This window comes from Pseudomonas sp. ICMP22404, from assembly GCF_006227205.1.
Lineage (GTDB): Bacteria > Pseudomonadota > Gammaproteobacteria > Pseudomonadales > Pseudomonadaceae > Aquipseudomonas.
This window is the reverse complement of record NZ_VCNG01000007.1, coordinates 1-13534: the sequence shown is the minus strand read 5'-3', so window position 1 is coordinate 13534 and position 13534 is coordinate 1. Positions and strand designations below refer to the sequence as shown.

Annotated in this window: 3 protein-coding genes and 1 pseudogene; all 4 read right to left on the bottom strand. The window is 55.1% G+C overall.

Annotated features, from left to right (window positions below; all coding sequences use genetic code 11):
* Positions 1–170: 170 nt before the first annotated feature.
* Positions 171–557: a DUF6124 family protein gene (locus tag FGE05_RS13760; RefSeq protein WP_139645728.1), complete on the bottom strand. Its 387-nt coding sequence runs from the start codon at positions 555–557 to the stop codon at positions 171–173.
* Positions 558–1059: 502 nt separating this feature from the next.
* Positions 1060–1402, bottom strand: a pseudogene (locus FGE05_RS13755) (transposase); the annotation flags it as partial.
* Between the two features lie 9 nt (positions 1403–1411).
* On the bottom strand, positions 1412–1708 hold the full coding sequence (locus FGE05_RS29865; RefSeq protein ID WP_176563011.1) for a hypothetical protein: 297 nt from the start codon (positions 1706–1708) through the stop codon (positions 1412–1414).
* Entirely contained in the window at positions 1705–13503 is an 11799-nt protein-coding gene (locus FGE05_RS13750) for a hemagglutinin repeat-containing protein (RefSeq protein ID WP_257225652.1), read from the bottom strand. The genes FGE05_RS29865 and FGE05_RS13750 overlap by 4 nt, the downstream gene beginning before the upstream one ends.
* Positions 13504–13534: the final 31 nt, after the last annotated feature.

The window sequence follows — 13534 nt, the reverse complement described above, 5'->3', positions numbered from 1 at the left end:
CAGTGACACATTTTGTGGCGAGGGGATTTATCCCCGCTGGGCTGCGCAGCAGCCCCCCAACCTGACACCTCGGTGTGTCAGATTAATTGAGGTCGCTGTCTTTGGGGCTGCTACGCAGCCCAGCGGGGATAAATCCCCTCGCCACAGGTTAGCGTTGAACCGCTCCTGCGCTACACCTCAACCGGACTGGCCGGCGCCTCAAGCTGATCCAGCGCCTTGTCCACCAGCAACTGACACAACTCCACCAGTTGATGAATCCCCAGCGCCACGCTGCGACGCGTGCCATCCACCTCAAAGGCCAGATCCTCGGCCATGGCCTTGACCGAAGCCAGGGTTTCGCAGGTGCTGGTCAATAGCGTGTCGGCGTCCGCTTTGGCGGTCACGGAGAAAAGGCTGTCGATGCGCGGATCGGTGCTGGGCTCTGGAGGCTTTGGGTTGAGGTAATGATCGAGCACCCGCTCGGCAGCGGCGCGGTCTTTAAGGAGTTCTTCGACGGTGTCGAAACTGGAAAGAGGGTTGGTTCTGTTGAACGGCGGATCGGGAATCAACTTGTCCATATTCAATGCTCCTACTTGAAGATTGGAGCCATCCCTATGTCGTTTCCACACGACAATAAGGTGGCAGCGGTACGCGGGGTGGAAATACCGGTTAGTAGGACCCGGCCAGACCGAAGCCTGCCCACGCACAGCTGCCAGAACGCAGTTTGCAGACGAAACAGGACGTCGGCAACACGATGTTCAGCTAGGCCACTACTAAAAGGTTCAGGTTTCCACACCCGGTCGCTGATTAGGCAGCGACGTTAAGAGGTTAGAGAGGCCACTTCCGAGGGGCAACCTTAAAAAGCTGTGGGATGTTTCGTTTCGGGACCGGTGATCCTTCCGATACAAATGAATGACTCATTCCGCTTCCTGACACAGCAATCCTGTGGCGAGGGAGCTTGCTCCCGCTGGGCTGCGCAGCAGCCCCTAAACCTGACACCTCGGCGGATCGTATGCGATCCATAAACCCCACCTGCCCAACACTGGGTCAACGGTTTACTGTGGCATTTTCTGGCGAGCAGTTCCGGGTTTTATCCAGCCAGATTTTCAGTTGCGCCAGGATCGGCAGGCTTTTCTCCTGGCGACCGATAAACCGCTGTTCATCGATGGTCCTTGACCTCGCGTTCGATGTCGTACAGCTTGTTGATCATTGTCAGTGCGATATCGACCCGTCCGTTTTTACCCTTGAGCTGCACTTTTTGCGCATTCACGAACTTGCGTCGTGCATGGGCCATGCACGCCAGACGTTCCATACCTGGCTGCAACGCCAACGCGTTATAGTCGGCGTAATCGTCGACCATGAAATACCCACGGTAACTTTCCAGCAAGCGCAACAGCACTTCCTGCGCACGGCTGGACGGGTGGTAAATTTCTTATAGATCTAATCTAGCCAAAACGTCCAGATCGTCATATATATCCCTAAAAAAATTCGACAGATCAAGAAAGTTTGCACGCCCTATTACTAAAGCTGCCTGCAACTCAACAGAATCACCAGCATTTAATGCCGCCAACGCTCTAGCGATACTATCTCTTCCTTTTTCGTATCTTTCTAAAAACTCATCATCCCAATCCAGACTATAATCCGCCTCCCACTCTGCGCCATCGAACACCCCTCTTTTCGCCGCTACCACCCTAGCAATAACCTTCCTCAAGTCATTCAGATCACTCACCTCAACTTCCTCCCTTCCGCCAATACTTTTTTAGTCTTATCCACATTTATCGAACCATCCAAGTTCAAGACAAATTTTACATTATCAAACTTATCAAACACTTCAAGATGATCCTTGTGCAAATTATCCAAATACACCTGATCACCTTTCTTGATATTCTCACCTATTTTAGCTGTCGCTTTGAAAACAGGCTGTCCCTGAACTCTTTTTGATGTTTTTCTTACCCCGTCTGACAACTCACTTCCAAAGCCAGGCTGATTGAAGAAATCTTCCATTTTTTCAATTTTTATTGGAGTTCTATCAGGTATAGATGGTGGTTCATTGACTGTCTGCTTGCCGCCTCTTTTTCCTACAACCGACAATACCCTTTCACCACCCTTTATACCAAGAGACTTAAACTCTCCCAATACCGCATCGATCAGAAAACGACTCGCAACAACGTTAGCATCCCCGTCGTACTGGTATTCGTCATTTCCCTTCTCATGCTCACTTTTGGCCGTCTGGTGGTTTTCCGCCAGATCCTCCTCGGATTCACCGGTCAATGCCGATGCCACCTTGATCGCCGCCAGATCTTTCAATTCATCGATTTCAGGGCCATATGCGGCGTTCAGCAACCCATTGGCGGTCATACTCAAAAGGAACTTCATGGGCCCCATCAGCGCTTGGATGCCAATTACGGTGGCTTCGAATGTCTCCGTGGGCATCTCTCTGGTGAGATCGATCAGATCCAAGACCTGATTCAAGGCCAACTGCCCGTGAGTAATAAGATCCCCTGAAATCTCCACAGGCGGAAGCGCAATAGAGCCAGGCTTATCAGCCTCACCCGGCACCTGAGCCATCAAATTCGGGCAGGCATTGTTCGCGGTGCAGCTCTCTACCAGCTTCTCATAGTCAGCCGCCTGCTTTGCAAACTCCGCCAGTCCATTCAGAACGGTGACAGGCAATATTTTGATCTGTTCTGGATCAAGTCCCTGTCGAACAAAGTTCTTGGTAACAGCAAGCGCTCGCTCACTGCCCAACTTATCGATAAGCGCTTGAGGAACATCACTAGCATCCACCAATTGGGCACTAATTGCTCGATCCAGATTTGTAAGAAAATCAACCCCGGCCTGGGCCTCCTTGACCATGTTTTTCTTGAAATTGACGACATTGTCCCCCCACTTCTTCACCGTCTCGACCGGATGGCTGACCGCATCGACCGAGGAACTACTCACATACAGATCCGTACGATGCTCTTTATCCTTGGTAACAACGTAAGCTTGGTTCACATCACGATTAAGACCGGCCGTAGAGTCTTGCCCTACGGTCTTGTCGTTACGCACGACAACCTGGCCCGAGCCCACCGTGGCATTGAGAATCTGCTCCCGATCCTTTTTGTAGTTATAACCCTCGATTGCCCAACTGTTTTTGCTCTCGCCTTCCATGCCTTTGTTTGGCTTATCTGCCTGGGAACCATTGCCGCCACCGTAACTGCCACTGACATTGAGGTAGTAACCGTGCTCATTGTCCTTACCCGTAATATTGCGGTACCCGAGGGTGTCAGTATCGAGCTTCAAGTTACCGTTATCGGCGGTGATCACCGAACCATCGAGTTGGGTGTGCTTTTCGGTATGAATGTCGACTTTGTTCTTACCGTTAATGACCGTCTGGTTTTCAACCCAATTGGTCTTGCCATTAGTCTCGCCATAACCCAACGAGCCACTGACGGTCGCGCCGAAACTGACCGCGACGGTGAGGCTGGCATCGAACTCCTTTCCCTCGACCTTGCCGGTGTTGGGTACTGAAGTCACAGTGAGGTTACGGCCAACGTCACCTATGACTTCATCACCGCGCAAAGTAGCGCCGGCAATGTTGGTATCACGTCCGCTCTCGAAGCCCAGTTTGTTGCCGGCGTACAGATACGCCTCTTGCTGCCTTACGCCTTCGCGGTTCAGATCACCGATCCCGACGTTTACTGAGCCATAGACCCCGAATCCATCCTGACCAGCGATAATGCCGCCCTCTGCTCCCCAACTGCGTCGATCATGAGAACTGCTATAAGCGTTTTGCGCCGAAAGAATGTTCAGATCGTTACCGGCTTTGAGGGAGATGTCGCGCTCCGCGTTCGCCTGGGTTCCGATCAGGGTCAGGTCATTCTTCGCGTCGAGGTTTACATTGCCGCCTGCAGTTAACTGCGTCGGCGAAGAGGAACCTTGGAACGATTTATCCCCAGTGCCTGCGTTGCTGACACCTACTCCAAGCTTGAAGCCACCTGTGGTGCCGCCCTTGACACCACCTTTACTCTGGGTGGAATGCCCCTCGCTGCTGTCTGAGCCATGGGCGACATCCAACGTGATGTTCTTGCCGCTGACGTTGATGTCCCGACCGGCGTTGAACTGGCTACCGCTGACACTGACGTCGTTTCCTGCGTCTAACGCGATATCGCCGCCCGCCAAAAGCGTGGACGGACGTTGCGTCACGGAGCTCTGAGTGTGACTGGAGCTGACACTGGAGGCACCAAAATGCCCGTCAAACTTTGGCCCACTGAAGAACTGGTCAAGGGTATCCACCGCCTTGAGTACGCTTGAGCCCTTGCTAACTCCGTCCTCTCCCTTGCCGGTGCCCTTGAGTCCGTCAATCGTGTTGCCAATGTTGTAGGCGGTCGTCACCGTAAGGCCGTTGCGTTTAATGCTGTCAGTAATGGTGACCTGGCTGGCCTCCTCCTTGGCATCAATGTTGATATCGTGACCGGCTTTTAAGCGGATATTGTTCTCGGCCGCCAGATCGGAGCCTTGCTGATTTATATCGCGACCAGCATCTACACTGAGGTTCACTCCCGCATCAATGGAGCTACCTGCGGCGGAGTATCCCTTGCTGTTGACGCCGTGTTGGATGGTTTCACTGCCAACAAATGTTGAGAATGCATTACTGTCGATGGTCTGCTTCAGACCTACGCTTTTATCTGTCTTCCAAGTATTGCTACGCTGCTGATCGATCGAAGCGACCACGTTGACATCGCGACCGGCCTTTAGCGAAGCATTGTTATCAGCGCTGATCCCACTGCCAATAACATTGATGTCACGGGCTGCATCGAGAATTGCATCGTGCCCAGCATTTACCTGGCTGCCAATACTGGTGGAGCTGACTACCTCTCGACCGCCCCTTTGTGAAGCGGCGACTGTGATATCTGCCCCTAACCCTGGCGTGCCTGCGAATGCACCGATAGTGTCCTTGAGCGACATGCCCACTTTCTTCTTGTATTTCTCGGCGCGGCTGTAGGCCTGGTCATCCGCAGACGAGAGGGTAATATCACCTTCTTTGTCCACCAGCCCGGCGTGCAGCTCGGCGTCGTGATTGGCATTGATTTCACTCGCGTTCAGGCGCACGTCACGCCCGGCAATGACGACCGCATCGTGCCCGCCGTTTAACTCGCTTCCAATCTGGCTGACAGATGTCTGTAGTTGACTACTGCCGCTTTTCGACATACCAAACCGACCCGTCTTGGTCTTCTTGGTGTAGCTGCCAGACTCCTCCGTAGCGGATAGAACGGCTACGTCTTGGGTTGCACCGACCACCAGATCATTACCGGCATTCAATTGACTACCGATAATGGCAACATTGCGTCCTCCATCGAGGCTGACGGCTCCGTCGTCATCTATGGACGCATTGACGGTCAGGTCATGACCAGCCTCAATGACCGAAGCGACGTTTTCACTTTCATAGCTTTCTTTTTGGGTCGTCTTGCTTCGACCGAACGACCCCTTTTTCTTCCTGTAGTAATAGGAAGAACTCTCATCCTTGGCCGACGCAACAGTGATGTCCTGTACCGCATCAAGGCTGATATCTTCAGTGGCCTTGATCCGACTAGCGATGATCCCCAGATCGTTGCCCGCATTCAGTGCAATGTCGCGGCCTGCGTTTAATACCGATGACTGCTGGGTGACACTGTGAGTTTCATTCGCCCTTCTTTTGCTGCGCGAGACGTAGTCGCTCTGGTTGGCGGCCGAGGTGATAACAATGTCATTACCGGAATCGACAACGAGATCACGCTTGGCATCCAACCGACTGGCAACAACAGCGACATCCCGATCGGCACTGATCGACAGATCCCGTCCCGAAGTCACTTCAGCCCCATGTTGGGTAATGGTCTGGTTGAGGAAGTTGCTGCCACGGGAATCCGTGCGACGGTCTTGGACCGAGGTAATATTCACATCCTGGCCAGCGATCAGCTTGAGATCTTCTCCGCTTCGCAATACCCCACCGATATTGTTGATGTTGCGTCCGGCATCGATCTTGAGATCATTGGCCGCCTCAATCCGCGCGGCACTGTTCAGGATATCCCGGTGCTGAAGCGTCCCACCGTAGTTGGTATCAAAACCGTATACGTCCCGCTGGTTGATCACGTCGCCTTTGGTGGCGGTCAAACTGACGTCGCGGCCGGCAATGATGCCGCCGGCGTTGTTGACGATATTGTTACCCGCCTTGAGCGTCAGGCGTTGGCCGGCTTCGATCAAGCCGCTGTTGGTGAGGTTGTTGCCCGCCTCCGCCGACAGATTGTTCGACGCACGTAACGTGCCGGCGTTGTTCAGATCCGCACCGGCAATCAGGGTTACATCACCGCCCTGAACCAACGCACCGTTGGGGGCCAGGCGATTATTGGCCTGGGCCAGGTACAGCACCGGCACCAACACCTTCTCCCCATTCACTTCATGCTCTTCGAGCCAGACGATGTCATGAGTCAGGGCTGCCACTTGCTGGGAGGACAACGTCACACCTAGGGACAGGTTGAGCTGCTCCTTGCTGGCTATGGCGTTGTTCATCAGATATTTGAACATCGCTTCATCGGAGGTTTGGCCATCAATGAACCGCTGGCCGGTACGAGCGACTACCGCTTGTTGTATCAGGCGCTGTTCGAATAGGCCGTCGCCGAGACGTTTGGCACTGGTGTCCGGGTCGTAACCCAGTTTGTCCAATAGATAGTCCGAACTCATGAACTGCTTGAGATCGGTCAGCGCCGGGTTGGTTTCGATCAGATATTTTTGCGGATTGGAGCGCACGCTGGTGTCGGGAAGCCCCTGGACGCGTGGCACGTCGAAGACACTCTTGTCACGGTTGGGTAACAACACACCCACCGGGCCATCGCCGGCGCTTGCGTTGACATTGATCAGGGCAACCTTGTCGTTAAGGTTCAACGACGGACTAGCGGCCAGGATCAGGTCGCGTGTGTTTACTGCAACCGGATCGTTCTGATCGAACTGCAGAACGGTGGCGGATCTTGCTGGATCCCCAACAGAGCGCTCGGCGGTCGTGCCGGTAACCGAACCCATGGTTCGGCTTTCGCCTGGCACATTCGTCTGCTCGCTAGCGCCCTTCCCATTGAGGCGGAACAGGCCGTTGTTGCCTACCGGCAGGGAAAAACCAGGCAGCGCCAACGGGTTGACTTGCTGTTGGGCCAAGTCCGGCGGCAATTGCGGATTCAAGAACACGATGGTCGGTTTGACGGTGCTGTTGACGCCTGTATCAGCCGTGGCCTTGGCCGTGCCATCAAAGTTGGCGTAAGGGTTGAGGTTACCGTTGTTGATCGTGGTTTTGGCGTTGATCTCTACCGCTTGTCCAGCCTGCACGACGGACGAAACGCTGCCGCCGCCGTTGGTGAAAATGCGGTCATCTTTTTTCAGTTCACCAGCCAGAATCTGGGTAGGTATCGCGACTTCAGGGCCAATGCCGAACTTGGCGTTGATTTTGTTGAGCATCTGTTTATTAAGCGCAGTGTAATCCCAATGAGTTCCGCCCTTGTCCGGCTCATGCCAGGTTTCGATGTAGTCATATCGGTTCTTGGAATTTCGATCTGCATATTGTTGTAGGTCTGCACTAATCCAGCTTGTTTGCTTGCCGGGTAACCCGCCAAGCTTGTAAATCCGTGAGCGGATGAAGCTACCCGACTGAAGACCGAAGTTGTCGAAAGTATCGACGTCGAGCTTGATGTTTTTACCCGCGGATATCAGAGATGCAGTATTAGTGAAGGCCCCAACATTTCCGATCAGGTTACCTGCTACGTTAAGAGAGGCTTGTTGCCCGGAGATTGTGGATGTCGACTCATAGCTTTCGTTAACGTAGAACGTAGCAGCCCCGTCAAACGTAATGTCTCCAGAAATGAATTTCTCTTCACCGACCACGCCTTCGGTCTTATTGTTGAAACTATTCGCCGACAACGAAAAATCACCATCGACGTTGATTGATGAGGCGAGGTTGTTGACGTTATTCGCCCGACCGCCATCCCTCCCAGCGATCGTCAGATTTCCGATGCTGTAAATATCACCGGTCTGGTTCGTGAAGTCGTTGGCGAGCAGATTCATATTGCCGCGGCTAAAGATCAGCCCAGCGTTATTGATCAGGCTGTTCGTGTTAATCGTGAGCGCCTGGGCGGCGCCGAGCGTACCGGTGTTGCTCACCGCCCCGGCGTTGAGCATCAAGTCCCCATTGGACGTCAAGCGACCGCCTACGTTATTCAGCAGACCGTCCACGTTGATCGTGCCGAGCCCGCCCGAGCCAATGCTCGAAACGCTCGTCAAACCGAGCTGCGCAGCCTTGAAGGTCAGATTACCCAGGCTGCTCATGCGACCGTTGCCGCTGTAGCCGCCAGTCAGTTGGATATCCAGACTGCCATCGCTGGCAATCAACCCGTCGTTAATCCAGCTTCCGCCTTTGCCTATCAGTTGGTTCGCAGCCAACAACTGGCCACTGGCAGTCTGAGTGAAGTTGTCGACGTTGAGCGTCAGGCGCCCGGCCTGGATCACGCTGCTGTTGGTCCAACTGCCTGCATTCAGCGTCAACCCACCGCGGGTCAATAACGAACCACCGGCATTCATGACGTTGGTCGTGGAAATATCGAACTCACCCTGGCCAACGTGCGTGATGGATCCACTTGCGTTGAGCAAGCTCGGCGCTGCGAGGGTAAGGTCGGTGTTGGCGGATTCCAGCAGACCGTTACGGTTATCGAACAGGCTACCGATCTGGAAATCGGTCTTGCCACTGCTACCTAACGCCCGCAACTTACCGCCCTGGTTGTCGAGATTGGCGGCTCGCACGGCGAGAGTGGTGGCGCTTTCTACCAAGCCGCCAGCGTTGGTAAGGCTGCCATTGACGCCGAGTTCGATAGTGCTGCCGCTGATTTGACCGGCGTTGTTGTTCAACGAACCGGCCGCGACGTTCACCCTTCCTCTGGCGTAGATCCCGCCGCCACCGTTGTCCAGGGCGTTGCCGCCGGCATCGAGCAGGATGTCGCCCGTGTTGGCCGCAATACGGCCGGCGTCACTGTAAATACCGCCCAACGCCCGCAGGTCGAGACGGCTGCCTTCGAGCTTGCCGCCCTGGCCGTTGCGTAGCACTCCGGTCAGGCGGGTTTGCAACAGGCCTCTCAAACTGGACAGCACGCCGCTCCGACTGTCGAGGCTGGCGGCGGTAAGGTTCAAGTCGCCGGCTTGAGCGATGATTTTGCCGCCCTGGTTGTCGACGGCTCCATTACCCGCATTCACGCTCAGCGCACCGTAGCTCTGCACTGCGCCCTTGGCATTGTTCAGCCCTGCAGCGGTAAGGGTCATCCCAGCGTCACGGCTGGAAATCAGGCCATCGCCATCGTTGTGAACAATGCCGCCACTGGTAAGACTCAATTGACCGACAGCCGAAATTGTCCCACTTCCACTGTTGTTCAAATCACCTGAGGTCAGCAGGCTCAACATGGACTGGCTGATCAGTTGGCCGCCCTGGTTGTCGACTCCGCTGGAACGCGTGATGACCAGTGGGCCGGTACTGCCCAGCGCGCCGTTGACGTTCGTCAGGGCCCCAAGCAAGTCGAGGGTGATGCTATCTGCTCCCACCAGAGTGCCGTTGGTGTTATTCAGTTGGGAACCCGTGACGGTCAGCGCTTTGCTGGCGGAGATACGGCCTGACGTATTATCCAAACCGGCTGCACGAATATTCAGGATGTCACCGCTTTCGATCACGCCGCTCAAGGTGTTGGTGAGTGCTCCGCCGGTGAGAGTCAGCGTCTGTTTGCCACCGCTGGTCACAATACCGCTGGTATTGTCGAGACTGGCCGCCGTGATGCTCAGCTCGCCCTTGCCGGCCACACCGCCTTTGCTGTGGTTGATCAACGCGCCGCTGAGGTCGATAGTCAGATTACCGAGCAAACTGGAAACCGTACCTTCCTGACTGTTATCGAGCGCGCCGCCACCGACCAGCAAACCATTCCAGCCGGACACCAAGCCCCCCTGGTTTTTTATCTCCACAGCGGTGAGGTTAAGCCGATCATTACTGATCAGGTTACCGCCACGGTTGTCCAGGCGGTTGCCGGTCAGGTTGTAGCTGTTGACGCTGGAGATTTCGCCCACCTGGTTATCCAGGTCATGCAGATGGGCGATGCTCAACACACCTTTGGTGTTGATCAAACCATTGCGGTTATTCAGATCTGCCGTTGTCGGTCCCAGATCGATGTCGATGCCCGAACCGCCCAGCAGCGTTCCACCCTGGTTGTTCAGACCGACACTATCGAGATTCAGTTGTGTTGCTGCCTTGATCGTGCCGCTGTCGTTAACCAGCAATCCATCAACGGTCACGCCAAGATCGGTGTCACTGAGCAGTACACCCTCACCGCTGTTATCCAGGCTCGCTGCGCGAATTTGCAGCGCAGCGGCAGCGATCTTGCCTTTGACCGAGGTCAGCGCGTTGTCGATGGTCAGCGTGAGTCTCTGATTGCTGAGTAAGCGGCCGCCATTGTTGTCCAGCGACTTGGCGACCAGATCGAAAGCCAGGTCGCTGGAAATTTCACCGCCACGGTTATTCACTTCACCCAGATTTCTCAGCAACAACTGGCCCGGTGCGCCAATGAAGCCGTTTTGGTTATTTAGCTGGCCGCCGTTCAAGTCAACACTCAGGTTGCCCTTGCTGAACAACTTTCCGGTGTTTTGATCCAACCCATGGAGAGTGGCCACTAACGAATTGGCCGCGCCTATGCTGCCAGCGGCGTTAATCACCTGACCGGCGCTTACTTCCAACAGGTCACCGGAATAAATATTGCCCTGGCTATTGTTCAGTACATCGGTGGTGATGTTGAGTTTGTCCTTGCTGCTCAGGATGCCTTTCTGTTGGTTGTCCAGCGCACTGCTGTTGATCGTGAGGGTCGTATCGGTCAACATTTGGCCTGCACGGTTACTGACGGTATCGCGGGTTTCGATCACCAAGTCCTTGGCGCTGGAGAGCGTGCCGCCGTCGTTGCTGAGGCTTTGGGCGTTGATCTTTAGCGAGCCTTCGCTAAAAAGGCCGCCCTGATCGTTATTGAGATCCGAGGAGAGACTGATCGCGAGGTCACCCTGAGTCATCAACCGACCGCCGTTTTCCAGAACAGCTCCTGTTAACGTCAGCCCCGTATCACCGGACATCAATCCCTTGTTTCGGCTGATGATCTGTCCCACGGCCAAAGCCAGATTCCCGCCAGCCAGGATGTAGCCGCTGTCGCTGTTATCAAGCCAGTCACCCGACAGGATCACGTCGGCCTTGCTCGACAGTTCACCGGTACGGTTATCAAGACGACCGACGGTCAGGTTCAGCGCCTTTGTCGCACCTACCAATCCCTCCAGGCGGTTATCCAACTTGGCCGCCTTGATCGTGAGACCGTTATCGGCGATAACCACGCCTGCCTGATTGTCAAAAAAATCGGCGATAGTGAGATCGCTATCTCCACGACTACGAATTTCTCCGTGAGTGTTGTCCAGAGTGGCGCTGTGGCTGTCGAGACCTGCTGAGGCGATTAACCCCTTTATATTGCTGAGTGCCTGGTCGATGACGAAGGTCAGCTTTGCATTGCTCAGTAATTTTCCGCCATCGTTGTTCAGGCTCTGCGCCTCGATGCTCCAGGCTTTTGCGCCGGAAATCTCTCCGCCGCTGTTGTTCACCTCATTGAGGTTTTTCAGAAGCAATTGACCCGGCGTATGAATATTGCCGCGCTGGTTGTTCAGCAGACCATGATTAAGATCCAGGGTTAGATCGCCGTTGCTGAACAGCTCACCACCGTCCTGCTCCAGCGAGGTGACTGACACCTGAAGCTGTTGCTGGCTGCCGACTTTCCCGCCCGAGTTGTCGAGATGCGTCGCTGTTAATAACAACGAGCCGTCAGTGGCGAGACTACCGCCCTGACGGTTCTTCAATTCACCGGTGGTTAATGTTGAATTAGCCTTCGCGCTGATCAGGCCTTGGTCACTGTTGTCGAGGCTGGCGCTGCTGAACGCCAGGCCTTTTTGCGATGCGATCAGACCGCCCTGGTTAAGCACCGAGCCGACGGATGTGAGTGACATCGCCTCAAGGCTCGACAGTTTGCCCAGACGATTGTCGAGACGACCGGTGTTCAAGGTTATCTGACGCTCACCGCTGATCAGGCCTTGCTGGTTATCGAGGAAGTCATCAAAGTTCAGCACCAGGCTGCCCTGGCTGACGATCCGACCGCCGATATTGCTCAATCCGATGCCGCTGAGCGTGCTTGCGCCTTTGCTGAAGAGCAGGCCATTGGTGGCGTTGATGATCTGCTCGACCTTCAGGCCCAGCATAGTGTCAGACAGCACCTTGCCGCCTTCGCTGTTGTCCAGGCGAGCACCCTGGATATGCAGCTCCAGTTGGCTGGACAGCGAGCCACCGCGATTGTCGATTTGATCGACGTTCATCGTCAGCGTCTTGAGCGATCCGACCAAACCATCCTGGCGGTTATCCAGATTCTTACCGGTAAGGGCGAGATTGCCCTCAGCAACCAGCTCGCCACCTTGTTGGGTCAACGTGTCGATAGTCGCTTCGATATCACCCTTGCCGGAAATCCGCCCAGCACCGTTGGCCACATCTTTGGCCTTCAGGCTCATCGCACCTGTCGAAGTGATCAGCCCCCCATTACGGTTGTCCAGCGTATCGCCTTCGAATCTCAATGCAGCCTTGCTTTCGATGCGGCCCTTGGCTCGGTTGTCCAGTTCATTAACCAACAGCTTCGCGGCCTGATCGGCGCGAATGAGTCCCTCGCGGTTATCGACACCGCTGCTGTTGATGACCAGGGTATTGAGGCTGGAAATTTTTCCGGCGCGGTTATCCAAGCGAGAGGCTTGAACGTCCATCGCGCCATTGGCCTGAATCAGGCCTTTCTGATTGTTGAGCTGAGAGCCGACTCGCGTGGCCAGCGTCCCTTCACTGGTGATCTGACCCTGCTGACTGTTATCGAGCTTTTGCGCCCGAACGGCTAACGCCTGTTTTGCACCGAGCTTGCCGTTGCTGTTATTGATCGTGTCGAACGCGGTGAGATCCAACAGACGCCCTGCTGTCATCAAGCCTGAGACATTATCCAGCGACGTAACCGTCAGCACGGTATCGGTTCGGCTGGAGAGTTCGCCATTGCTGTTAATGAGCTGCCCGACGTTACCAACGATATTACCGCCGCTGATGACACCGCTATTGTTCAAGATCCTACCGGCATTGAGGCTCAAGCTGTTGTCGCTCAGAACACGCCCGGCGTTGCGGTTATCCAGCGTTCCGACGGTGACTATGGTGGCTGCGCCGCTGATCGTCCCGCCCTGGTTGTTCAGGGTCTGCGCCACATTGGCCGTCAGGTTGCGGCTGGCGATCACGCTCTTGCCGCTGTTGTTGAGATTCTGCGCGGTGAGGCTGACATCGCCCCCTGCATTGCGAGTGTTGTCCGCATTGACCCCAGCTTCGATGACGCCGTTGTTGGTCAACTGCCCGCCGCTGCTCAAGCTGATCCGGTCACGGGCGGCGATGTTCTGCTGCACATCCAGTGCGCCGCTGGTTTGCATGTTGACG

What these genes read in the sequence shown, in the direction of transcription:
- FGE05_RS13760 (WP_139645728.1), bottom strand. Translation starts at nt 557, where the DNA reads ATGGACAAGTTGATTCCCGATCCGCCGTTCAACAGAACCAACCCTCTT.